The organism is Larkinella sp. (genome assembly GCF_965227735.1).
Lineage (GTDB): Bacteria > Bacteroidota > Bacteroidia > Cytophagales > Spirosomataceae > Larkinella.
In genome coordinates, this window is the sequence record NZ_OZ245776.1 from 4,812,041 (window position 1) to 4,837,819 (window position 25,779).

The following is a 25,779-nucleotide window of genomic DNA, read 5'->3' on the forward strand; positions in this document are numbered from 1 at the left end:
TAAGTAAATTTTTTTGACACGCGAGTGAAAAAGAGAAGGCCGCTGTCAGGGTCTTCGACCGCTGACAGGGCTACAGCGGTTTGCTCAACAGTTGCGGCCGCTCGTTCACCACTTTCAAAATCAACTCCCCGAACAGCGTATTCGACCAGGCAAACCATTTGCGGGTGAATTTCGCCGGATCGTCTTTGTCGAAGGATTCGTGCATGAAACCGGTGTTGGCGTGGGTCTTTTTCAACTGGCGGAGTTGAGCCAGAATTTCCTGATCGTTGGTAGAGGTAAGTGCCCGCATCGTGAGGCTCATGGGCCAGATATTGTTCACCAGCGTGTGCGGACTGCCGATGCCTTCGGCGGCTTTTCCCCGGAAATAATACGGATTGTCAGCACTGAGCGAAAACCGGCGGGTGTTTTTATAGATGGGATCGCTGGCCGAAACCGCTCCCAGATAGGGCAATGAGATCAGATTCGGCACATTGGCGTCGTCCTGCAACAAATGATTGCCAAATCCATCGACTTCCAGGGCGTACAGTTTGCCGTATTTCGGATGCGTATACACCGCGTACTGCTTCAGTGCTTTTTCCACTTCGTCGGCCAGCGCCCGGCATTCGTTCGCAAAAGCTGCATCGGGTTTGATTTTATCAATCATCGTGGCCACCTGCCGGAGCGATACGACCGCAAACCAGTTGGACGGCACCAGAAACGGGAAAACCGTGGCGTCGTCGGAAGGGCGGAAAATGCTGTGGATTAGCCCAACGGGGCGCGTCGGATTGCCGTAGCCGTTGCCCGGAACGGTGTCCGTCGACCACGACGTTTCGCGACCAAATTTATAGGGACCCGGCCCGGTTTTGCGCTGCTGTTCGCGGCAGGTTTTCACAACCAGCCGCATGGCGTCGGCCCAGTCGGCATCGAAGGGGCTGGTATCGTTGGTGGTTTGCCAGTAGTGATACGCCAGCCGGATCGCGTAGCAAAGCGAATCGAGTTCCCACTTCCGCTCGTGCAAACCCGGTTTCATGGCCGTAATGTCCTTCTTCCATTCGCCTTCTTTTTTCGGGTCGGAATAAAACGCGTTGGCGTAGGGATCGAGTTTGATACACTGCGTTTGCCGCCGGATGACGCCCGCAACCAGCTTCCGCAGCGGTTCATCTTCTTTCGTTAACGGCAAATAGGGCCATACCTGGGCGGTGCTGTCGCGCAGCCACATGGCGTCGATGTCGCCCGTGATGACGAACGTATCGGGTTTGCCGCCAGCCTCACTGAACTGAACGGTGGTATCGAGCGTGTTGGGAAAGCAATTTTCAAAAAGCCAGGCCAGTTCGGGATCTTTGACGGTTTTCTTCACGCGTTCAATGGCCCGTTCGACGGCGGCACTGGTGAAGTTTCGTTGGTCGGCGGCCACCCGAACCACCGGGAAAGCGGGTTCGCTGGTTGCAAAAACCTGCTGAACGCCCAGCAGGATACCGGCGCTGGCTCCGGCGGATTGTTGGATAAAATGACGACGATTCATACTCAGTTGGCTTGTGATGGGAACGCGGATTAAACGGGTTGAAACGGATTGAAACGGATTTAATCTGTTTTGATCCGTTTAATCTGTCAAATCCGCGTTCCCATCACCAAAAGTAGGAAATAAATTGCTTCTCAGGTTCCTTTTTCCAGCCACCCTCAAACTGTCCAGATGCGTACAGACATTGTCCAAAAACGGACAGAACGATTTGTTTCCGGTTTTAAAAACATACGTCTATTTGCGGGAAATGCGCCTTTTTCGATTTGGCAAAAGATTTGATATACGGAAATAGAAGAAATCGATCAGACTCTTAACCCAACTGGTTTTTGGCTCATGCGACGCAGTGATTTAGGCGAATTTGAAGAGGTGGTTTTACTGGCGGTGGCCGTGCTGGTACCGAAAGCGTATTCGGTGATGATCGCGGAGGAACTCGAACGGGAAACCGGCCAGACCGTCAGCACCGGGGCGGTTCATGCGGCTCTGCAACGGCTGGAGCAGAAAGGCTACGTGACCTCGGTGCTGGGCGAAGCAACGGCGGAGCGCGGGGGACGCCGGAAGCGGTTGTTCACCGTCTCAGCGCTGGGCGGCCGGGTGCTAACGGAAGTGCGTTCGGTCCGAAACCGGCTCTGGGATCGGATTGTGCCGCCAACGCTGCTGGAGTGGAGCTAGGATAATGAGCAATGAATATCGAACATCGAATAATGAATATTGAATAACGAAAAGTTAGCACCGGATCACTTCGCTATTCGGTGTTCGCTATTCATTATTCGCTATTAAAAACTTTAAAATGAAAACCCCAAAACCGCCCCGCCCGACCGCGCCTTCCTGGCCGGATCGGCTCCTCAGCTGGCTCATCGCTCCGCATCTGCGTGAGGAGGTGCTGGGCGACCTGCACGAGCGGTTTCACCGGCGCGCGGAGCGGCTGGGCGAGACGCAGGCCCGACGGCGGTATTGGCGGGAGGTGCTGGCGTATCTGCGACTTTCGATGATCAAACGACAACCTTCTGACTATTCAACTCCTTTTTTCCTGAACCCTGGTATGCTGCGCAACTATTTAAAAATCGCCCTTCGGAATTTGGTCAAGAGTACGGTTTTTTCCGCTATTAACGTGATCGGCCTGGCGCTGGGCATGATCTGCTGCCTGTTTATTTTTCTTTGGGTGCAGGATGAAGAGAGCGTCGATAATTTTCATGCGAACGGCAAAAACCTGTATACGGCCTATCAGACCTTTTCAAGCCCTGGGAAGGTGGATGGAAAATACGGAACGCCCATGCGGGTGGTGAACCAGCGCGCGGTTTTTTTACTGGAAGATGTGAAATCCGCGGTTCCTGAAGTGCAAAACACCGTCTTTTATGCCACGGGCTATGAACTGCCGTGGGGGCATCCCGAAACGTTTCAGACGGGTGAAAAGAAATTCAAGCTGGAGGGCTCCCGCGCGAGCCAGGATTTTTTTAAAATCTTTAGCTATCCGCTGCTGGCGGGTCATGCCGAAACGGCCCTGAAGGACATTGGCGGGATTGCCATTTCCCGGAAAATGGCCGAGCTGTTCTTTGGCAGTCCCCAAAATGCGCTGGGTAAAAGTCTGCGGTATGAGAACAAACTGGATTTCAGGGTAACGGCGGTTTTTGAAAATCTGCCGGTGCAAAGCTCGCTGAAATTCGATTTTCTGCTTACCTGGGAAGCCCAAAAAAGGAAGCTGGAATGGGCTTCCAACGACTTTCGGACGTATGTGCAACTGGCCGAAACGGCGGACCCCAAAACCGTCGAGACGAAAATGAACCGGTTTTTGCAACCCCGGCTGGCCAGGAATACCGGCGTTAAAACCCAAATTGGGCTTCAGCCGTTTGGTGAACACTACCTGCACGGCAATTTTGTGAATGGAAAACCCGATGGCGGACGCATCGAATACGTGCGGATTTTTAGTGGTGTCGCCCTGTTTATCTTACTCATTGCCTGTATCAATTTCATGAATCTGGCCACGGCCCGCTCCGTCAAACGGGCCAAAGAAGTGGGCGTTCGGAAAGTGTTAGGCTCAACACGCGGCCACCTGATCGGACAATTTTTTGGCGAAGCATTGCTGCTCGCGTTTCTGGCCATGCTGGTTACTTTGTTGCTGGTAACGCTTTTCATGCCCATCTTTAATGCGTTCACGGGCAAACAGATTGCCTCGCCCCTCACCCAAGGTTCTTTCTGGGTTTCGCTGACTGGCCTGACGGTTTTCACCGGTTTGATCGCGGGGAGTTATCCGGCGCTCTTTCTGTCTTCGCTACAACCGGTTCGCATTCTGAAAGGGGTTCTGCGGTTTACGCAAAGCGCCATCTGGTTTCGGCAGGGACTGACGGTTTTTCAGTTCGGACTGGCCATTATTCTCCTGGTGGCCACCATCGTTGTTTCCCGGCAGACCCGCTACGTACAGAAGACGCACCTGGGGTATGATCGCGAAAACCTGCTGTACGTCCGGATTGAAGGTGAACTGATGACGCAGCGCAACTATTTATTATTCAAAGAACAGGTCTCCAGAATGCCGGGGATTGCGCTGGTCGACCGCAGCAGCGAAGCTCCGCACGTCATGGGATTTGTGGTGGATGCCAACGATGGCGCGGCCAACACCAGCCAGGATGCGATCAATTGGGAAGGCAAGGAAAAGAATGTTTCCGTGGGCTTCAAACCCACGTCCGTGGGCTTCGATTTTGTGAAGCTTATGAATCTGAAAGTGGCCCAAGGTCGCGATTTCTCCCGAGCCAACGCGACTGATTCGACCGATGCCTTCCTGGTGAACGAAGAAGCGGTGAAGCAGATGGGTCTGAAAGATCCGATTGGAAAGTGGATCTCCGCCTGGCAAAAAAAAGGGCATATCATTGGTATTCTCAAAGACTATCACACGCACTCGCTGCACGAGCCCATCAAACCGCTGGTGATGGATGTGAAGGAATACGAGTATTTCGGGGTGATCCTGGTGCGTACCGAAGCCGGCAAGACCAAAGAAGCACTGGCCAGTTTGGGAAAAATGTATAAAGAACTGAATCCGAACTACCCCTTTGCGTACCAATTCATCGATCAGGAATACGAAAAACTGTACCGCAGCGAAGAGGTGATGGCGAAGCTTTCCAATGTATTCGCGGTTTTGGCGATTGTGATTTCCTGTCTCGGTTTGCTGGGTCTGGTCATGTTTTCTACCGAACAGCGAACCAAAGAAATCGGGATTCGGAAAGTGTTGGGTGCTTCGGTAAGCCAGATCATTCTGCTCTTCTCCCGGGATTTTCTTCGACTGGTCTGGATTGCCATTTTGATTGCCTCGCCCGTTGCCTGGTATGCCATGAATCAATGGCTACAAAGTTTTGCCTACAAGCTTGATCTCGCGTGGTGGATTTTTGCCGCATCGGGTTTGGGCGCGCTGGCCATTACGCTGCTAACCGTCAGTTTTCAAAGCATCAAAGCCGCCTTGGTGAATCCGGTGAAAAGTTTGCGAAGTGAGTGAAAACAAAAAAGCTAATATCGAATAATGAACGCTGAATAACGAATAACGAAGTGGGGCCAGCAGCCTTCAGCGTTCGTCACGGTCTTTACTTCAGTATTCAGTATTCAATATTCGTTATTCAGTATTCGATATTAAAAACATCAAAATGAAACCCACCCCAAAACCGCCCTCTTGGCCCGACAGGCTTCTGACCTGGCTCATTGCTCCGCACCTGCGCGAGGAGGTGCTGGGCGACCTGCACGAGCGGTTTCACCGGCGCGCGGAGCGGCTGGGCGAGACGCAGGCCCGACGGCGGTATTGGCGGGAGGTGCTGGCGTATGTGCGACCGGCTTTTATCAAACGAAAACGATCTCAATATCCTCAACCAACCCATACGGATATGCTTCAAAACTATTTCAAAGTCGCATTCAGAAATTTGGTGAAAAACCGGGTGTATTCTTTCATCAACATTTTCGGACTGGCGTCGGGTATGGCCGTGGCGATGCTCATTGGGCTCTGGGTGTATGATGAGCTGTCGTATGACAAACACCACAAAAACTATGACCGCATTGCCATGCTCTGGCAGTTTGTTTCGTTTGGACCCGAAAAAGCTCCGTACGATGTCCTGCCGATTCCGCTGGCGGGCGAACTACGCAGTAAATACCCCGATTTTGAGTCGGTCAGCCTATCGGTTTTCCGGAAGGTTATTCTGGCATCGGGCGATCAGAAGTTTGCCAAAACCGGCAGTTATGTCGAGCCGGATTTTACCGGAATTTTCTCGCTGAACCTGCTGGCTGGCAGCCGGTTCGGTGCTGACGATGTCAATGCGATTCTGCTTTCCCAATCTGTCGCCGAAACTATTTTTGGATCCGCCAATCCGATTAATAAACTGGTTAAGCTGGATAATAAGCAGTCGGCCAAAGTAGTCGGCGTTTACGACGATTTTCCGAGTAACAGTGCGTTCAAAGACGTCCTTTTTCTGGCACCCTGGAAGTTGTTTGTCGCCCTCGACGAGGGAGCCAAACGGGACCTGAACGAGTGGGATTCCAATTCGTATCAGATTTATGCCCAGCTCAAACCGGGAGCGGATTTCGATGCGGTTTCGGCCAAAATCAAGGACATTCGCGTGAAAAGGGATAATCCGCCGGGCTATAAACCCGAATTTTTCCTGCATCCGATGAGCAAATGGCATTTGTACCGGGATTTTAAAAATGGCGTCAATACGGGGGGCATCATTGTGTATGTCTGGTTGTTCGGCGCAATCGGCATCATTGTGTTGTTGCTGGCCTGCATCAATTTCATGAACCTTTCCACGGCCCGAAGCGAAAAACGCGCCAAAGAAGTCGGCATTCGGAAGGCGATTGGGTCGGTTCGGAGCCAATTGATTTATCAGTTTTTCAGCGAATCCCTCCTGATGGCGCTGCTGGCGTTTGGGCTGGCGTTTGTGTTCGTTCAACTGGCCTTACCGTTTTTCAATCAGGTATCTGAGAAAAAGATGACCATTTTGTGGGCAAATCCCTGGTTCTGGCTCGCCGGACTCGGCTTTAGCGTGTTCACCGGGTTGATTGCCGGCAGTTATCCTGCCCTCTATTTATCGTCTTTTCAGCCCGTTAAAGTGTTGAAGGGCGCGTTCCGGGCCGACCGGTTTGCCACGATTCCCCGCAAAGTGCTGGTGGCGTTTCAGTTTACGGTTTCCGTCACGCTGATGATTGGCACGATCATCGTGTTTCGCCAGATCGAACACGCCAAAAACCGTTCGGTGGGCTACAACCGCAACGGGCTGATTGAGGTCAGCATGAACACACCCGACTTATACGGCCATTACAGAACGCTGCGCGACGATTTGCAAAAGACGGGAGCCGTCGAGGAAATGTCCGAGTCGTTTGGGTCCGTCACGGTTCAATACGGCGGAACAACGGATTTTTCCTGGAAAGGGAAAGCCGCAGGGACTACACCACTGGTCATGTCGAATTTTGTCACGCACGACTACGGAAAAACCGTCGGCTGGAAAGTGAAGGCGGGCCGGGATTTTTCGCGGGATTTTTCGACCGATTCATCGGCTATGATTCTGAACGAAGCGGCTGTTAAACTGATGAATTTAAAGCAACCTCTTGGTGAAATCGTCCGGCGCAGTGGCCGCGAATTCAAGGTGATCGGCGTCATTCGGGATATGGTCAAGGAAGATCCGTTCAAACCGGTCAATCCATCGTTTTTCGTATTGAACTACAAAGATGTGAATGTGATCAACATCAAACTGGCTCCACAACTCCCGACCAGCGAAGCGCTTGCCAAAGTGGAAGAAGTGTTCCGCACCTACAACCCGGCGGCTCCGTTCGACTACAAATTTGTGGATGAAGCGTACGCCCTGAAGTTTGGTTACGAAGAACGGATTGGCAAACTGGCGGGCGTCTTTGCGGTTTTGGCGGTTTTGATCAGTTGCCTGGGCCTGTTCGGGCTGGCTTCGTTCATGGCTGAGCAGCGCACGAAAGAAATTGGCATCCGGAAAGTGCTGGGCGCATCGGTCCTGACCATCTGGGGGCTGCTCTCGAAAGAGTTTGTGGTGTTGCTGGTTATTGCTTTCTGTTTGGGCGCTCCGGTGGCGTATTACGTGCTGTCGGACTGGCTCCAGAATTATGAATACCGCACCGAATTATCCTGGTGGATTTTTGCGGCCTCGGGCGTCGGTGCGTTGGTTGTCACGCTGTTGACCGTCAGTTTTCAAAGCATCAAAGCCGCCTTGGTGAATCCGGTGAAGTCACTTCGTTCGGAATAAAAAAGAAGGGAATGATGAGAAATAAGCGAATATCGAATAACGAACACTGAATATCGAAGTGGTACTGCCAGTCCTCAGCGTTCGTCACGGTCTTCATTTCGTTATTCGTTATTCGAAATTCAATATTCGAGATTAAAACATCAAAATGAAACCCACCTCAAAACCGAACCGTCGGACCGGAATGCCTGGCCACGCGCCCCGCTGGCTTGATCGGCTTCTGACCTGGCTCATTGCTCCGCACCTGCGCGAGGAGGTGCTGGGCGACCTGCACGAGCGGTTTCACCGGCGCGCGGAGCGGCTGGGCGAGATGCAGGCCCGACGGCGGTATTGGCGGGAGGTGCTGGCGTATGTGCGGCTGTCAAACCTGAAACGAAAACCATCGGCGTATTCTTCACCATTCTTTCTGAGTCCTGTCATGCTACGAAATTATTTCAAAATTGCGCAACGAAACCTGCTGAAACACAAGGGCTATTCGCTCATCAACATTGGCGGGTTGGCCACGGGTATGGCGGTGGCGATGCTCATTGGCTTGTGGATTTACGATGAGTTGTCTTTCAACCAATACCACCAAAAGTATGACCGCATTGCCAAGGTGATGCAAAGTGCGGTTGTGAACGGGGAGTTTGGGGCCGGAGAATACATGCCCGTTCCGTTGGGAAATGAACTTCGTACCGCATATGCCGACGATTTTACAGCCGTGGTGCTGTCGTCCTGGACCCGGGAGCATATTCTGGCCTACGGCGACACGAAATTGACGAAAACGGGGAATTTCATGAGCCCGGAGGCACCGGATCTGCTGACCCTCAAGATGCTCAAAGGAACGCGGGAAGGGCTGAAAGATCCATCCTCCATTCTGTTGTCTCAATCCGCTTCCGAAGTGCTTTTTGGCGATGCCGACCCGTTGGGCCAAATCGTGAAGATCGATAACAAACTGAACGTCAAAGTAACCGGTATTTACGAGGATTTACCGCACAATACCGAATTTCGGGACATGCTGTTTATGGCACCCTGGGATTTGTACGTTTCATCGGAGTCGTGGGTGAAACAGGCGCAGGACAACGCCGACTGGGGCAACAACTCCTGGCAAATTCTGGCTCAGCTTGCGCCGAAAGCTGATTTTGAGACTGTTTCGGCAAAAATTAAAAACATCCGGCTACAGCATGTTCCCGAAACGGCGTATATGAAGCCGGCAGTTTTTCTGCACCCGATGAGCCGCTGGCATTTGTATACCGGCTGGGATAAATCGGGGAGCGTAGAGGGCCGGATTCAGTACGTCTGGTTGTTCGGTATCATCGGGGTATTTGTCCTCTTGCTGGCCTGCATCAACTTTACGAATCTGTCGACGGCCCGGTCGGAAAAGCGGGCGAAAGAGGTGGGAATCCGCAAAGCCATTGGCTCCCTCCGAAGCCAACTGATCAGCCAGTTCTTCAGCGAATCCCTGCTGGTGGTGGCCATTGCGTTTGTGATCTCGTTGCTGCTGGTGCAACTCATGCTGCCGTTCTTCAACGAAGTGGCCGATAAAACCATTGCGATCCTGTGGACCAATCCCATTTTCTGGCTTTCCGGAATTGGTTTCAGCTTTTTGACCGGCATCCTGGCGGGCAGTTATCCGGCATTTTACCTGTCGTCTTTCCTGCCCATTAAAGTGCTGAAGGGTACCGGTTCGTCGTCACGATTTCGGGGCAGCCGGTTTGCTTCCATTCCCCGGAAGGTGCTGGTCGTCGTTCAGTTCACGGTTTCCGTCACGCTGATCATCGGTACGATCATCGTTTTTCGCCAGATCCAGTACGCGAAAAACCGCCCGATTGGGTACGACCGCAGGGGTTTGATTACGATTACCATGAATACACCGGAATTGTACGGACGGTATAACGCCTTGCGGAGCGAACTCCTGCAAACGGGCGCGGTCCTGGAGATGTCGACCGCTTCGACCCCGGTAACGAATTTGAATTCACGGCAGATCGGGTTTGACTGGGAAGGCAAAGATCCCAGTTTGAAGGCGCAATTTGGGACGGTTGCCGTGACCCATGATTTTGGGAAAACCGTCGGGTGGCAATTCATCGAAGGGCGCGACTTTTCCCGGGCCTTTTCAACCGATTCGTCGGGCATGGTGCTAAACGAAACCGCCGTCCGCTACATGGGCCTGAACGATCCGGTGGGGAAAACGGTCAAATGGAATGGAAAACCGCATCAGGTGATCGGCGTGGTCAAAGACCTGGTGATGGGCTCTCCTTTCGAACCCGTTTATCAGACGGTTTTCCTGTTGAATTATGAATGGGCCGGTGTGATCAATATTCGGTTAAACCCCGGCCAGAGCGCCAGTGAATCGCTGGCTAAGATCGAAACCGTCTTTCGCCGGTTCAACCCCGGCAGTCCGTTCGACTACAAGTTCTCGGATCAGCAGTATGCCCTGAAATTTGCCACCGAAGAACGGATCGGCCGATTGGCTTCGGTATTCGCTGTTCTCGCCATTTTCATCAGTTGCCTGGGCCTGTTTGGGCTGGCGTCGTTCGTCGCCGAGCAGCGCACCAAAGAGATCGGCGTCCGCAAAGTGCTGGGCGCTTCGGTCTTCGACCTCTGGGGATTACTGTCCAAAGACTTTGTCATTCTGGTCGTTATCGCCTTCGGCGTTGCTACTCCCATCGCCTGGTATTTCCTGCACAACTGGCTGCAAAAATACGATTACCGTACAGAAATCTCCTGGTGGGTTTTCGCCGTTTCCGGCGCTGGGGCGTTGGTCATTACGTTGCTGACGGTGAGCTTCCAAAGCATCAAAGCGGCTTTGATGAATCCGGTGAAGTCACTTCGTTCGGAATGAAAAGAAGGGAATAATGAAAAGTAAGATAATATCGAATACTGAACGCCGAATAATGAAGAGGCTCCGCCAGCTCTCAATGGTCGTCACGGTCTTCACTTCGTTATTCTAATATTCAGTGTTCGATATTGAAACCATTACAATGGAAACCCCAACCCCGCCCCGCTGGCCCGACCGCCTACTCTCCTGGCTCGTTGCTCCGCACCTGCGCGAGGAGGTGCTAGGCGACATGCACGAACGGTATTTCCGGCGCGCGGAGCGGCTGGGCGATACGAAAGCCCGGCGACAGTATTGGTGGGACGTGCTGGCGTATGTCAGGCTATCATTCATCAAACGTAAACCATCCGAGTATCCGAATCCAACCCCTATTGCCATGCTATCCAACCACTTCAAAATTGCTTTCCGCAACCTGATGGGCGGAAAAAGCTTCTCCATCATCAACATCGGCGGACTGGCGGTGGGCATGGCCGGAGCCGCGCTGATTGCCTTATGGCTCCGGAACGAGATTAGCTTCGACAAATTCCATGAACACAAGGATCGGCTGTATCAGGTCTATGGCCTGACGAATAGCGCAGGTGGAGAACCGGTTGCGATACCGGTCACCTCCCAGCCGCTGGCCCCGACCTTGCAACAGCATTACCCGGAAATAGAAGCCGTTACGCGGGTAAAAGACGTCGACCAGTTTCTGATCCGGGTCGATGACAAACGCTTCACCGGCATACCGGGAGCTTTTGCGGACCCTTCTTTCCTGCAACTGTTCAGTTTTCCATTGGTGGAAGGGGCTAAAAACGGGCAGCTCAACGCAATGTCGTCCATGGTCATCACCGAAAAACTCGCCCGGAAGCTGTTCGGAACCACCGACGAGGCCCTGCACAAAACCATCCGCCTGGATTCCGGCGATCATTTCGTGGTCACCGGTGTTTTAAAGGATTTGCCGCCGAATACGCGCTTTACGTTTGAGTATTTGTTGCCCTGGGATTATCTGAAAAAACTGGGAAACGGCTGGAGCAACGAGAACTGGCTCAGCAACAATACGCCAACGTATGTCTTGCTGAAACCGAATACGAACCCGGTCGCCTTCACGGTGAAAATCAAAGACCTGACGCAGCGGTATGCGGGTCGCCGGGATGTCTGGACGCATTTTCTGTTTCCGCTGAGCCAGTGGCATTTGTACGCTAAATTTGATAACGGAAAACCGGTGGGGGGGCGCATCGAAACCGTGCGCGTGTTTGGGCTGATTGCTGCTTTTATTTTGCTGATTGCCTGCATCAACTTCATGAACCTGAGCACGGCCCGAAGCGAAAAACGGGCGAAAGAAATTGGCGTTCGGAAAGTGGCCGGGGCCGGGCGCGGGTCGTTGATCGGGCAGTTTATTACCGAAGCGTTTCTGACTGCCTGTCTGGCTGGAGCCTTTGCCCTGTTGCTGGTTGGGCTGGCCTTGCCGTCGTTCGATATGCTCATCGGCACGCAGCTTTCGATTCCTTATCAGCAGTATTCGTTCTGGCTCTGGACTTTTGGCTTTGTGGTTCTCACCAGTTTGCTGGCAGGCAGTTACCCGGCTTTTTATCTTTCCTCCTTCCAGCCGGTTGGCATTTTTACGAAGCAATTCAAAAAAAGCCAGTTGGGCCTGTCGCCCCGGAAAGTGCTGGTGGTACTTCAGTTTACTTTTGCCATTGTGCTTGTTATTGCCACGATGATTGTCCGCGACCAAATCATTTACGGCCAGGAACGGGACAAAGGCTACGCCAACAATGATTTGATTCACGTCAATTTTGTCGGTGACATTGAGAAAAATTACGCGCCGATCAAACAGGAACTCCTTCGTTCGGGAGCTGCGGTTTCGGTTACGAAAACCATGACGGACCTGACAAACGACGGCTGGCGGACCTGGGGGCTGCGGTGGCCGGGCGAAAATCCGAAAGATACCAACACCGCCATCACGCTCTTCAGTTCGGATGCCGATCTGGTCAGAACGGCGGGCATGACCCTGGTCGAGGGGCGGGATATCGATAGTTACCGGTACCCGGCGGATAGCTTCTCCGTGGTGATGAACGAAACCGCCGTCAAGCTGATGGGCTTTAAAAATCCGGTTGGGCAGACACTCTCCAATCGGGACGAAAAGCGAAGCTGGCGGGTTGTGGGCGTGGTCAGGGATTATATTGTGGGGTCGCCGTATAACCCCATCCCGCCGGTAGTTATTCAGGGGCCGGGGGCCTGGTTCAATACCATGCACATCAAATTCAACCCCGCAAATTCGACGGCGGAAAATCTGGCAAAAGCCGAAGAGGCTTTCAAAAAATACAACCCGGCCTATCCCTTCGATTATCAATTTGTCGATCAGGAATACGCGCAGAAATTCGGGAATGAACAGCGGACCAAGACCTTAGCGGGCCTTTTTGCGGCCCTGGCCATTTTCATTTCCTGCCTCGGATTGTTCGGATTAACCTCCTTCACGGTCGAGCAGTCCCGGAAAGAAATCGGCATCCGGAAAGTACTGGGAGCCACGGTGAGCCAGATCGTCACCTTTTTGTCCAAAGACTTTTTGAAACTGGTTTTGATGGCCTTTTTGATTGCCATCCCGATTACGTGGTATGCCATGAGCCAGTGGCTTCAGGATTATTCCTACCGCATCCAAATTTCGGGATGGATTTTTGCCGTAGCCGGTCTACTGGCGTTGGTGATTGCGTTGCTGACCGTCAGTTTTCATACGGTGAAAGCGGCTTTGTCCAATCCGGTGAAAAGCCTGCGCTCGGAGTAGGTCTGAACTGGGATTAGCTGCCGCAATACGATCCTGTTAATGCGCGTAATCCCAGCCATTTTTATTTCAAAGTCTTTTACTTTCCCTGGCATTTTGCTTATTTTGAAAACCCATTTTGATTTTTTATAAAGAACATCCACCCACTAGAGGCTAAGACAAAAGTCTGACTATTAATCTAAACCCGTAGTGTTGCCCAAGTGTGTATGTGTGATCATGCGTTTTGCCGCATTAGTTTTTTTTTGCTGAGTTTCTGGCTTTCATTACAGACAGCAGTAGCCCAGCTTTCCCATCAACCCAATTCCCAACTAACGACTGCGAGTGGCCTGCCCAATAATGGCGTTACAGGCATGGAGCAAGATCGGGCCGGCTTTATCTGGATTGCTACCTACGACGGCCTGGCCCGCTACGATGGGCGAACGGTTAAGGTCTTTCGCAACCGGCCCGGAGACAGCCTCTCGCTGGCCGATAATCATATCACGGAGCTGTTACCAGTTCCCGACGGCACCTTCATCCTGAATATGGACTCCGGAACGGTTCAGCAGTTTGACCCCGCCACCGAACGGTTTACCACCCTGATTCACCGGCGGTTTATGGATCGAAACAAGGTTTTCTTCAATCGAATACAACTCAGTGCGGATGGAAAACAGCTATGGGGGCTTTTACCGGGTGTTCGGCTTGTCAACTATGATATTCGGCGGAAAACGATGAAGGTTTTTGACGTACCTGCTTTAGTGGGCAGTGTCAACGAACTGCAACATTTTATCCTGGCTCCATCCGGTCATATCTACGGCGAGACGCTGGCCGGGTTGTTTCAGTTCGATCCCCGCACGGGCCACAAACGGACTATTCCATTTCCCTTTAAGACCCTGGATCGGGAGCGGGCCATGAACTTCCTGTCGCTCAATAACCACCAGATTGCTTTGGGTCCAAACGGACAGATTGCGATATTCGGTTACAATGTAATTTCCCTTTACGACCCGATACGTGACCGATTTCGCACCGTTCCGATTCCTCATGCTACAAAATCCGAGACCAGCCGTGCCCGCAAGATGGCTAAAACTGTTGCCTATGCGCTGAAAACCACGACTGATAACCGCTTGTATGTCGGCTACATGAATCGGTTGTATCGCTTCGATGAACCCAACCAGCTTACGCTAATCCGTCAGACGGAACTCGCCACCAGCCGATTGGCCCCGTGGATCATTGACCGGTCTGGCATACTCTGGGTAAGTGATGAAGCGACTGGCCTGATGAAGCTGGAACTCCATCCGCTACCCTTCGGCTTTCTCCCAAAACGCAAGTCATTCAATGAAGATTTTCTCGAAATGCATCTGGGTGTTACCCTGCCCGAAACCTACGAGGTCTGGGACAGCGACAACTGGCCCCGCTACACGATGGATCATACCGGTACCGGTTATCTGATCGATCCCTCCCGCGTCTATCGCTATACAGTTGCCACCCGTGCCCTGACCGAAGTAGCCAAATTCTCTGCCCTTGATGGTAAGATTTGTTGCAAATTATGCCTGAAAACGAGCGACCAACGTTTCAGTAGCAACCGGTTTAGCGGGACGGGGCTGATCTGGGTGTATAACAATCGCCGGGGATTGATTGCAGTTAGTCCTGATGAGACAAAGGGAGATGTCTATCCCAATAGTCAGTTGCCTCTCAGAAACCTGAACCCTGGCTTTGACGCGGGTGATATTCAACCCATGGGCCAGTCTGTATGGATTGGCGGACAGCACGAAATGGGTTTGTTTAGGTATGATTTGCGTCATAAAAGGTTGGAGAGACCTTTCTTAAATACCCATAACACGGTAAACTCACTGGCCGGCACTACGATCAACTGCCTGAGTACTGATCCTACCGATAGTACGACTCTATGGATTGGCACGGCGGATGGCGGCTTATGCCGACTGGATACGCGTACAATGCGCTTTCAGCGACTGGGTGAAGCCGAAGGTTTTCCGAATAGCACCATCCAAAGTATGGAGACCGATAAGCAGGGTATGCTCTGGTGCGCGACCAATCAGGGTTTGGTCCGGGTCAATCCCCGAACCCTGACCTGGCGGCATTTCACGACCGCCGATGGCCTGGCCGAGAGCGCCTTCCTCCAAACTTCTTCGGCCCGTCTTCCGGATGGTCGGCTGGTGTTTGGTACGCCAAATGGTCGGGTTATTGTCGATCCGGCGGCCATTGAAGAGGATCACTTTGAGCCGCCGATTGTGCTGACTTCGCTGCTGATCAACAACAAACCCGTAGATTCTAATTCGCCCGAGGACCGAAACACGCTCTTGGCACCACTCAATACTCTGTCGGAACTGATCCTGAACCATACGCAGAACTTTGTGACGCTTGGCTTTGCCGGCCTGCATTTTGGCAAATCCGACAAATTAAACTACCGCTACAAACTCGCAGGTGTCGATGCTGACTGGGTGATGGCAGGCAACCAGAACACGGCCAATTATACCCAGCTCGCGCCCGGCCGGTACCTGTTCAGCGTCAACAGCACCCGATCTGATGGGCAGTGGAGTCGGCAGGTTAAACAACTGGTGATCGTCATCAAACCCCCGTTCTGGGCAACCTGGTGGGCCTATATGGTTTACGCACTGCTTTTCGGAGGGTTGGTATTCGGCTTTATTCGGTTCCGGCTCCGCCAAGCCCGGCAGCAGCAGGAAATAATCCTCAAACGCCGGGAGGCCGAACAGCTTCGGGCCGTCGATGAAGTCAAAACACGGTTTTTTTCAAACATTACCCACGAGTTCCGCACGCCACTGACGCTGATTTTGTCACCGGCCGAAAAATTGCTGAAAGTCACTAACCAGGATGCCGCGATCCGCCAGTCGCTGACGTCCATTCACCACAATGCCGGAAAATTGCTTCGACTCATCAACCAGCTTCTCGATCTGTCAAAACTGGAAGGCGGGAGCATGCAGGTGGCGTTGGTACGGGGAGATGGTGTAGCCCTGATTCAGCGGTTGGTCGAATCCTTTTACCCATTGGCTGCCAGCCGCGGGATCGCTCTTTGCTTCGAAACCAATAGTTTAACGAAAAGTGCCATCCAAAAACCGTGGTTGTTCGACGCCGACAAGTGGGAAAAAATTCTGGTCAACCTCCTTTCGAACGCCCTCAAATTTACCCCACCGGGAGGGCAGGTGTCGCTGACGCTTGACTGGCCGGCTGCCGACCAACTCGTCGTGCAGTTGGCCGATACGGGTGTGGGGATTCCCGCGCAACACCTCCCGCACATTTTCGACCGGTTTTATCAGGTCGATACGTCCCGGACCCGGGCGTATGAAGGGACCGGCATTGGGCTGGCTCTGGTTAAGGAACTGACCGATCTGCTCGGCGGTACCATTGAAGTTGACAGCCGCACGGATGCTCCCAGTGGCACGACCTTTACGGTAACGCTCCCGTTGCAACCAGCTACTCAGGAGGGCGATGCGCCCGAACTCGAATTGCCTCATGCCGACCTGACGGCCTTCCGGACCACACCCACCAACCAGATACGAGTGGATCAGCGACCCCGGTTATCCGATGACACGCCCCTGGTTCTGATCGTTGATGATAACGAGGAATTGCGTTCGTTCATCGCCAATGAGCTAACAAACCGGTACCGGGTGCTGACGGCTATTGACGGCGCCGAAGGCTGGGGCATCTGTCAGAACGAGTTACCTGATGTGGTGATAACCGATGTGATGATGCCTCATCTGGACGGCTATCAACTAACGCAGCGCATTAAATCGACGCTGGCCACCAGCCACATTGCCGTCGTCGTGCTAACAGCCAGAGCTGCCCAGGAAAGCCGGATTGCCGGTTTAGAGCAGGGTGCCGACGATTACCTGACCAAACCCTTTCACACGGAAGAACTGGTGCTGCGGCTGGACAACATGCTGACCCGGCAGGCGAACCTGCGGGCGTACCTCCACCGGCAGTTGGCAACGCCATCGACGTCTGATGAGCCACTGGCCGATGGGTTTGTCCGGCAACTACACCAGGTCATCGAAGAGCGGCTGGATGATCCTACCTTCGGAATCGACGGACTGGCGCAGGCGGTTGCCATGAGCCGTCGGACACTCAACCGCAAACTGAACGCTACCGCGAACCTGTCCGCCAGTGATTTCATTCGCCATTACCGGCTTCAACGCGCTACGCAGTTGTTGCAGGCCGGACGTTCGATCTCGGAAACCGCCTACGAGGTTGGCTTCGAGAGTCCGGGTTATTTCGCCACGGTCTTCAAACAGATGTATCATCAGACTCCCTCCGAATTTATGAGTCATCAGCGGGCGTAGCGGTTTTTTTGCTTTCATCTCATCCTGTTCTGCTTATCAATGGCTCACTGACCGGTGCAGAGGTCAACGGAGATTCCAAGGCCGTCAAAAAGTGAATTGGCAAACTGGTTGGCCCAGAATCAAAAGGAATTGGCCCAAAAGTGGACGTCTGGAACTGCCAGAAAGTGGATTTTTGGGTACCACTACACTTAGGTTAATGAAAGCACTTTACCTCTCTTTTACGCTGCTCATTTTTTATCTGCCAACCGCTACCATTGCCCAAACCACGCTTTCCGGTTCGGTCCGTACTTCCGATAACAAGCCGCTGCCCTATGCCAGCGTAGCGTTGCTCAATGCCCGCGATTCGAGTCTGGTAAAAGGGGCAATTAGCCGGGAAACAGGCGCTTACACGTTTGATAACGTCCGACCGGGGCAATACCGGCTGGCGGCTTCGGCGGTTGGTTATGCCCCAACCCGGTCGGCCATCGTACAGGTCGGAACGGAGTTGGTTTCGCTGCCGGATTTGGCCCTGCGTGAATCTTCGCAAACACTTGGTGAGGTGAAGGTGGTGGCCCAAAAACCGATGTTTGAACAGCAGGTAGATCGTTTGGTGGTGAACGTGCAGAACAGCATTACGGCGGCTGGTGGCACGGCGCTCGAAGTCTTGGAGCGCTCGCCGGGAATTACCGTCAACCGGCAGAACAACAGCCTGACCATGAGTGGAAAAGGCGGAGTGCTGGTGATGATGAATGGTAAACTGACGCGGTTGCCCATCGCGACCGTGGTGCAAATGCTGGAAGGCATGACGGCCAATGACATCGAAAAAATTGAGCTCATTACCACACCTCCGGCCCGCTACGATGCCGAAGGGGATGCGGGCATTATCAACATCATCACCAAGAAGAATACCAACTTCGGAATGAACGGCAACTTTTCGGCCACGCTGGGCTATGGCTGGTATGCGCGCCCGTCGGGGAGCCTCAACCTCAACTACCGCCATCAGAAACTCAACCTCTACGGGAACGTATCGTTTTTTCGCAGCCATTCCTGGCAACTTCACCAATTCAACCGGATTGTAGAGACGCCGGGCGACGCGTCGCCCGGCCAGATTCTGGCGACCAACACCGAGTCGAACCGGTTTCCAACCACAACGAATTATACCGGTAAGATTGGGTTCGACTACTCGCTGAGTTCGCAAACGACGCTGAACGGTTTAGTGTCGGGGTTTGATAATCTTTTCAAGATGGACAATGCCGATAATCAGGGTGTTACGTATACCAATGGCGTGCGGACGCAACAAAGCAACCTGCTCAACACCGAAACCAACCACTGGAAACACCTGCTGCTGAACCTGAACCTGCGGCATGTTTTTAAAAACAAACAGGAATGGAGCATCGACCTCGACCGGTTATATTACCATAACAACAATCCCAATGCCTACGTCAGTACGAAGCAGGATTTTACGACCGGAAGCCGGGAGAACGAGCAAATTCGGATCAGCAAGAAAACGCCCGTCCGGACCTGGGTGCTGAAAACCGATTTGATCAAACCGCTCACGACCAAAGGCCGACTGGAAACGGGCCTGAAAGCCACCACCACCCGCCTGGACAATACCGTGATCCTGAACCGGATGATGGCCGAGGGCTGGAAAATCGATTCATTTTATACCCAGCAGTACCAGTTGGCCGAAGACATTCTGGCGGGATATGTCAGCCTGAGCCAACCGCTCGACAGCAAAACCACGCTTCAGGCCGGGCTGCGCTACGAACACACCCATACCGACATCCACCGGCCCGACGGTCGGTCGTTAGTCAACCGGAAATACGGCAATTTATTTCCCAGCGTTTTTCTATCGCGGAAACTGTCGAAAAACCATACCGCCAACCTGTCGTACAGTCGGCGCATTACCCGGCCTTCCTACGACGACATTGCCCCTTTTGTGAGTTTCGTTGACCTGAATACCTTTTCGTCCGGCAATCCGGTGTTGCGCCCCACCATTTCCGATGCCGTTCAGGGAAGTTATACGTATAAGGATGCCTACGTTTTTTCGATCAAATACAGCTTCGATCAGAACGTAATTGCCGGTTTTCAGCCGCACGTCGATGTGGCCACGAACCGTATTCAGTACTATGCCGAAAACATCGACCATCAGCAAACCGTCACCCTAACCGCCAGTCTGCCGTGGCAGCTAGCTTCCTGGTGGAAAAGCCAGACCAACCTGACGGGGCTGTGGCAGGGCCTGACGACGGTGTATCAGGATAGTCCCGTGAGCCGGTCGTACTGGAACGCCCAGGCGTACTCGTCGCAAACGTTTACGCTGCCCCATAAATTCACCGCCGAACTGACGGGTTTCTATTACAGCCCGACGATGTTTGGCCTGTATCGCGGGCGGAGTTTTGGGCAGATATCACTGGGGCTGCAAAAAACCTTGCCAAAGGAGAAAGGCACGCTTCGGCTGACGATGAGCGATCTGTTCTGGACCAACACGGCCCGCTACAACAGCACGATTCCAGCCCTGAATATCAATACCACGGTGCGGTTTTTGTTTGAGCCGCGCGTGGTCCGGCTTACTTATAACCGTTCGTTTGGCAGCAAAACCGTGAAAGCGGCCCGAAACCGGGCCACCGGCTCAGAAGAAGAACGCACCCGATTGAAGAGCAATTAAACCAAACTCCGTCTCCCTGACCAACAACCTCTACCGAATCATCATGGCCAAAAAAAAACGAACCTGGAAATTCTGGCTATCCCGCACACTCCTGCTAACTCTGCTGGTGGCTGTCTTCTGGCTGGTTAACCTGATCTGGTTTCGCCCCTTCAGCATCCGGCATTTTTACGAGCGAGTGTTTATTAGCATGATGTTGCGTAGCCCTGAGACCATTACTTACCTCGGCCTGCCGGTTTTGTATGACCGGACCAAAGACCAGTGGGATGATTTGTCGGATGCCGGGCAATGGGAAAATTTTGAGAAACTTAAAACCAATTACGGTACTCTTCAGAGCTACGATTTTGAGAGCCAGTCGGAAGGCAACCAGCTAAATACCAAGATTCTGGGCCAGTATCTAAAAAATGAAACGGACCGGGAACCATTCTTTTATTACAATTACCCGCTTAACCAACTGGAAGGTATTCAGGGCAAAGTCCCGCAGTTACTGGTTGATAAGCACCAGTTGCGAAACAAAAGCGACATTGAAGCCTACATCACCCGGTTACGGGGTATTCCTGTCAAGTTTGACCAGTTGCTGGAAGGTCTCCAGATCCGGGAGCGGAAGGGAATTATCCCACCGAAGTTTGTCATTGGCAAGGTCCTGGACGAAATGAAAGGCTTTATGGCGCAAGGGGTCCAAAAGAACGTTCTGTATACCAACTACATCCAGAAAACCGCTTCCATCAAGGATTTAACGGCTGACGAAAAAACCGCCTTCACAAAACAGGTGGCCGAGGCAATTCAGACGTCGGTGTTTGGGGCTTACCGGAAAATGATTGCCTACGAAGAGGAGCTTTACCGCAAAGCGACGACTGACGCCGGAGTCTGGAAACTGCCCAACGGCGACGCGTTTTACCGCTACCAACTCCGGGTACAAACCACCACAGATCTCAGTCCGGAGCAGATACATCAGATCGGGCTGCGTGAAGTGAGCCGGATTCAAAAAGAAATGCGAACCATTCTCTGGAGTCAGGGCTACACCGACACGACCCAGTCGCTGGGGTCGGTTATCCAGGCGCTGAGTCATGAACCGCGTTTTTTGTTTCCTGAAACACCCGACGGAAAAGCAATGATTTTGAATGAATACAAGCGCATTCTGAGTGAAGTTGATAAAGAGGTTGGTGCGGCTTTTGATCTGCGCCCGAAAGTTGCCTTGACGGTTGAGCCAACCCCGGCTTTCAAAGAAGCGGGCGATGCGGTGGGACGGTACCAAATGCCGAGTTTGGATGGCTCGAAGGGTGGCGTATTTGTGGCCAATCTGCGTCGGGCGTCCGAACATCCCAGGTTCGCCATGAAAACACTGGCCTATCACGAGGGTATTCCGGGGCATCATTTTCAGATAGGTATTCAGACCGAACTAAAAGGACTACCGATTTTCCGTACGGTTATTCCGTTTACGGCCTACGAGGAAGGCTGGGCATTGTATAGCGAACAACTGGCCTACGAACTTGGGTTCTACCGGAATGACCCGTTTGGTAATCTGGGTCGCTTGCAGGCCGAACTGTTCCGGGCCACCCGACTCGTCGTAGATACGGGACTTCATCACAAGCGGTGGACGCGGGAAGCCGCTATTGCGTATATGGTGGCCAATACGGGACTTCCCGAAAGCCAGGTAACAACGGAAGTAGAACGCTATGCGGTTTTGCCTGGTCAGGCCTGTGCCTACAAAATTGGCATGATGAAGATACTGGAACTGCGCGAAAAAACCCGGCAGGCCCTCGGCCCCCGCTTCGATCTGAAGCAGTTTCACCGGGTCGTGCTGTCAAATGGGGCCGTGCCGCTGACCGTTCTGGAGGAACTCGTGAATCGCTATATTCAGCAGCAGAAACCCTAAACCCTGATTTACGCTCCGAAATTGCCTTAGGGTGGATGGGGACAGCAACGGACGAAAGAAGTGAAGAAAGTTGCCTAAATTCCTGGTTACTTTCTTCACTTCTTAACTGACTATTTATGAACACCTTGCTTTTCTGCTTCGCTAATAATCGGGAACGCCCTTTACCTGAACTTCGACAGGAGGATGACACCATCGACCGATTGCTCGATCCGCTCAGCAGTCAGCAGCATTTTCAGAAAATCCGGGATTCCTACGCCACAACCGATTCGGTAGCCAGTAAGATTCTAACCTATCAGGACTCTCTGTGCCTGTTTCATTTTAGCGGTCACGCCGGTTCTTCGGGGCTTGAGCTGGAAGATGGTTCGGCCCGGGCGGCAGGTATTGCCCAACTCCTCGCCCGCTGTAAACAACTTCGGCTGGTATTCCTGAATGGTTGCTCAACAATCAGGCAGATTCAGCGGCTTCAGGAGCAGGGTGTGAAAGCCGCCATCATCGCGACCAGTACGCCGATCGAAGACACGATCGCTGCCCGTCTGTCTATTGCTTTTTACCGGGCGTTGGCCAATGGCGAAACACTGGAAGAAGCCCTGAACCGGGCGCGTCTGGCGCTACAGGTGAGTCAGACCACCCAGCTACACACCATCCGCGGAGCCGTTGAAATCGATTTGGAAGAAGTCAGCCGCAACCAGTGGTACTTTTTTTGTCCTGATGAAAAAAACGCTCACTGGAAGCTGCCAGCGGGAGAAGAAAAATCGATCGCTAAACGTAGGCTCCGGCATCAACGCTATCTCCAACGGGCCCTTATTGTGAGTAGTATCGTGGTAGTTGGCGGCAGTTATGGCTATTTTCGGACCCACCAGAGTTTTGATTACGTTGTTTATTTGCGGGATCAACAGGGACAATCACTGAGTAAAACCAAGCTTCGGCTGCGGCTGGGCAATGCTCCTCGTGAAGAAATAACGGACGCTTATGGACGGGCCGTCATCACCGGCATTGCGGCCCGTTTTCAGGAAACACCGGTACCGGTCGAGCTCATCGACAGCCCCAACCAGTCGTTTCAGAATGGCAGTACTACCGACACACTCGTATTGACGGGGACGGAAGCGACACTTTCGGTTATTCCCCATCGTGATCTCTGTTGCATCCGTGGAACCATCTTCAATTCGAAAGGACAGCCTGTTGCCAATGCCGCCGTTTGGGCCGAGCAGTTCCCCGCTCAGCAAACCGACAGTCTGGGCCGCTTTGTGATTACGCTACCGCCGGAGCATCAACAGGACGCCAGTGTTCGGGTGACGGCCCGAAAAAACCGGCAGCAGGTATCGGTGTATGCCTCTCCCCGCCAGGAAACCTCCCTTTCCCTCCCTTTATCCCCATGAAAAAAATAACCTTCCTGATTCTGTGCGTCTTCCCCACAATGATGCGGGCGCAATCGCCTTGCGTCCAGGAATACAAAGGTGAAGTAACCCTGTTTTCCGGTAAAGGAAAAGGACTGGCTGGTATCCCCGTCATCATTGATGGCAACCAGGGCTCGCCCACGGATGCCAACGGTATTTTTCGCTACCGGCTGAGCAAATGTCCGGGTATGAGTGTGCGAATAAAGGTAAGCAGTGAGAATTATGCCATCGTTAATCACATTGAGACGGGTTCATACACCCTGAGGAAGCTGGCCGATCCTTCGGATTTTCAGTTCGCCTTGCTTTTGGCCCCAGCCCGGCAGGTGGAACAGGACCGGGTAGCCTATTATACGACGCTGGCCGGGGTGGCATTAGACCGGAATCTGACCCTCCAGAAGGGTCGGATCGACGAGTTGGAAAAGCTCCTGAAAAGCCAGCAACAAAAGAACGAGGGCGTGATCGACAGCCTGGCCAGTTTGCGCAGCCGGTATGAGCAGGTACTGGGAGAACGCGAAAAACGGCTTAATGACGCCAAGTCGATGGCAGTGGTGTTTGCCCAGCATACGGAAGTGGACAGCAGTTATCAAAAAGCGTTTGGGTTGTATAAGGAAGGGCAGTTTCAGGCGGCTTTAGCCCAGTTATCAGACAACCGGATGCAGTCCGAGAAAAAGCGGTTTCAATCAAAGCTCGGGTTGGCTAAACAACTGGAAGCAGAAGCGCTGCAAGAGCAGGCCTTTTACATCAACAAGTGTGTGTTTAAGGCCACTATCTACCGCAGTCTTAATGAGAGCAACAAGGCCGGGGAGTGGTACCGGGAAGCCGTGCTAACCGACACCACGCAGGCGACTAATCTGATTACGTATGCCGACTATTTGCTGAAAATAAACCAACTGGGTGAACCCGAAGTCTGGTTCCGGAAAGCATTGGCTCTTAACCCGCCAGATGTAGGTAAAGGAGCTATACTGGAAGGATTAGGCATTTATTACACGGACCATAACCGGCCAAAGGAAGCGGAGGTCAGCCTTTTAGAGAGCAAAAGAGTTCGGGAGAAACTTGCCTGGACAAATCCGGATCAGTATGAACCTGATCTGGCGGTAACGCTCCATAGCCTGGGCTATTTTTACGCGGTTATGAATCGATCCCAGGAATCGGAAGCGGTTTTTCTACAGGCGAAAGAGCTTCGGCAAAAACAGGCGAAACGGGATCCCGACAAGTACGAACCTAACCTGGCATCTGCTCTAAACGCGTTAGCCGGCACCTATTTCAACACGAATCAGAAAGCGAAAGCGGAAACGGTTTCTTTACAGGCCAAAGTGCTTCTCGAGAAACTGGTCCGACAGAATGTGAATCAGCAGAATGAACATGAACTGGCCATCACCCTGAGTAACCTGGGGAGCATCTATTCGACGACCAGTCGATTCGCTGAGGCAGAAGTGGTTACGCTCCAGGCTAAAGCAATTTGGGAAAAGCTGGTGGAGAAGAATCCGGGTGAATATGGCCCTTATTTGGTTCATATGCTGAACAACATGGGGGAGGCATACCTTGAAAACAATCGATTAAAGGAAACCGAGACAACCCTATTGCAGGCCAGGGCACTGCTGGAGAAACTTTTGCAGAAAGACCCCGAGCAGTTTGAACCCCAGTTGGCGAAGACAATGGTCAGACTGGGAGACTATTTTAGTAGAGTAAGCCAATTGAAAGAGGCTCAGACTGCATATGCACAGGTCGAAGAAATCTGTAAACGGCTGGCGAAACAGAATTTTGATGAGTACGGCCCCTGGCTGACGTCGATCTTACACAAACGGGGATCGATCAGTACTGGACAGGAACAGATCGATTTTTTTCGGAAAGCGGTTTCCGCGCAGCAGCAAGTGGTTAGCCAGTTAAAAAACCGCTCGTCTGATTCCCTCAGTCTGGCTAAACAATTGGGCGACCTGGCGTACGAATCGCTCTTTAGCAAACAATTTGCCCAAGCTCAGGCAACGGCACAGGAGGGGTTAATGCTAGCTCCCGGGGAAGAATGGATTCAGGCGAATTTGGCCCTGGCCTATTTATTACAGGGGAAACTGGAACAGGCCAAAGCCATTTACGGGACGCTGAAAGACAAACCCTATGAATCCGACACCTTCAAAAAGGTGTTTCTGGGCGACCTGGCCGATTTGGAGAAGGCCGGCATCACGCATCCGGATATGGCAATCATCCGCCAGTTATTAAACTGAATCATCGGATCAGACCTCCCGAACCGCCCAAAATAAGCCAGCAATTAGTACGAATGACC

General features: G+C 52.7%; 11 protein-coding genes. 10 read left to right on the forward strand and 1 reads right to left on the reverse strand.

Annotation, left to right across the window (positions count from 1 at the left end; all coding sequences use genetic code 11):
• Positions 1 to 70 precede the first annotated feature (70 nt).
• Positions 71 to 1,501, reverse strand: a complete 1,431-nt coding sequence (locus ACO064_RS18845; protein WP_421828781.1) for a glycoside hydrolase family 125 protein — start codon at positions 1,499 to 1,501, stop codon at positions 71 to 73.
• A 330-nt stretch (positions 1,502 to 1,831) separates the two neighbouring features.
• Between ACO064_RS18845 and ACO064_RS18850 the strand changes: the two genes are divergently transcribed.
• The 10 genes from ACO064_RS18850 to ACO064_RS18895 all read left to right on the forward strand — a co-directional run bounded on the left by ACO064_RS18850 (position 1,832) and on the right by ACO064_RS18895 (position 25,720).
• Positions 1,832 to 2,167, forward strand: coding sequence for a PadR family transcriptional regulator (locus ACO064_RS18850; protein ID WP_138994623.1), 336 nt, complete (start codon positions 1,832 to 1,834; stop codon positions 2,165 to 2,167).
• 118 nt (positions 2,168 to 2,285) lie between these two features.
• Positions 2,286 to 4,976, forward strand: a complete 2,691-nt coding sequence (locus ACO064_RS18855; RefSeq protein WP_421828782.1) for an ABC transporter permease — start codon at positions 2,286 to 2,288, stop codon at positions 4,974 to 4,976.
• A 145-nt stretch (positions 4,977 to 5,121) separates the two neighbouring features.
• Positions 5,122 to 7,728 (forward strand): ABC transporter permease, encoded by a 2,607-nt coding sequence (locus ACO064_RS18860; RefSeq protein ID WP_421828783.1) that lies wholly within the window; start codon positions 5,122 to 5,124, stop codon positions 7,726 to 7,728.
• 145 nt (positions 7,729 to 7,873) lie between these two features.
• Positions 7,874 to 10,546, forward strand: coding sequence for an ABC transporter permease (locus ACO064_RS18865; RefSeq protein ID WP_421828784.1), 2,673 nt, complete (start codon positions 7,874 to 7,876; stop codon positions 10,544 to 10,546).
• 139 nt (positions 10,547 to 10,685) lie between these two features.
• Positions 10,686 to 13,301 (forward strand): ABC transporter permease, encoded by a 2,616-nt coding sequence (locus tag ACO064_RS18870; RefSeq protein WP_421828785.1) that lies wholly within the window; start codon positions 10,686 to 10,688, stop codon positions 13,299 to 13,301.
• A gap of 203 nt (positions 13,302 to 13,504) precedes the next feature.
• Positions 13,505 to 17,590, forward strand: coding sequence for an ATP-binding protein (locus tag ACO064_RS18875; protein ID WP_421828786.1), 4,086 nt, complete (start codon positions 13,505 to 13,507; stop codon positions 17,588 to 17,590).
• A gap of 196 nt (positions 17,591 to 17,786) precedes the next feature.
• The gene (locus ACO064_RS18880) at positions 17,787 to 20,234 is read left to right on the forward strand and encodes an outer membrane beta-barrel protein (protein WP_421828787.1); all 2,448 of its coding nucleotides are present in this window, start codon (positions 17,787 to 17,789) and stop codon (positions 20,232 to 20,234) included.
• A gap of 43 nt (positions 20,235 to 20,277) precedes the next feature.
• Positions 20,278 to 22,107, forward strand: a complete 1,830-nt coding sequence (locus ACO064_RS18885; protein WP_421828788.1) for a DUF885 domain-containing protein — start codon at positions 20,278 to 20,280, stop codon at positions 22,105 to 22,107.
• 116 nt (positions 22,108 to 22,223) lie between these two features.
• Positions 22,224 to 23,483, forward strand: a complete 1,260-nt coding sequence (locus tag ACO064_RS18890; RefSeq protein ID WP_421828789.1) for a CHAT domain-containing protein — start codon at positions 22,224 to 22,226, stop codon at positions 23,481 to 23,483.
• Complete coding sequence (locus ACO064_RS18895; RefSeq protein WP_421828790.1) at positions 23,480 to 25,720, forward strand: tetratricopeptide repeat protein; 2,241 nt, start codon at positions 23,480 to 23,482, stop codon at positions 25,718 to 25,720. The genes ACO064_RS18890 and ACO064_RS18895 overlap by 4 nt, the downstream gene beginning before the upstream one ends.
• The last annotated feature ends 59 nt before the right edge of the window (positions 25,721 to 25,779 follow it).

What these genes read in the sequence shown, in the direction of transcription:
- ACO064_RS18870 (WP_421828785.1), top strand. Translation starts at nt 10,686, where the DNA reads ATGGAAACCCCAACCCCGCCCCGCTGGCCCGACCGCCTACTCTCCTGG.
- ACO064_RS18855 (WP_421828782.1), top strand. Translation starts at nt 2,286, where the DNA reads ATGAAAACCCCAAAACCGCCCCGCCCGACCGCGCCTTCCTGGCCGGAT.
- ACO064_RS18875 (WP_421828786.1), top strand. Translation starts at nt 13,505, where the DNA reads ATGTGTGATCATGCGTTTTGCCGCATTAGTTTTTTTTTGCTGAGTTTC.
- ACO064_RS18890 (WP_421828789.1), top strand. Translation starts at nt 22,224, where the DNA reads ATGAACACCTTGCTTTTCTGCTTCGCTAATAATCGGGAACGCCCTTTA.
- ACO064_RS18850 (WP_138994623.1), top strand. Translation starts at nt 1,832, where the DNA reads ATGCGACGCAGTGATTTAGGCGAATTTGAAGAGGTGGTTTTACTGGCG.
- ACO064_RS18885 (WP_421828788.1), top strand. Translation starts at nt 20,278, where the DNA reads ATGGCCAAAAAAAAACGAACCTGGAAATTCTGGCTATCCCGCACACTC.
- ACO064_RS18895 (WP_421828790.1), top strand. Translation starts at nt 23,480, where the DNA reads ATGAAAAAAATAACCTTCCTGATTCTGTGCGTCTTCCCCACAATGATG.
- ACO064_RS18880 (WP_421828787.1), top strand. Translation starts at nt 17,787, where the DNA reads ATGAAAGCACTTTACCTCTCTTTTACGCTGCTCATTTTTTATCTGCCA.
- ACO064_RS18865 (WP_421828784.1), top strand. Translation starts at nt 7,874, where the DNA reads ATGAAACCCACCTCAAAACCGAACCGTCGGACCGGAATGCCTGGCCAC.
- ACO064_RS18860 (WP_421828783.1), top strand. Translation starts at nt 5,122, where the DNA reads ATGAAACCCACCCCAAAACCGCCCTCTTGGCCCGACAGGCTTCTGACC.
- ACO064_RS18845 (WP_421828781.1), bottom strand. Translation starts at nt 1,501, where the DNA reads ATGAATCGTCGTCATTTTATCCAACAATCCGCCGGAGCCAGCGCCGGT.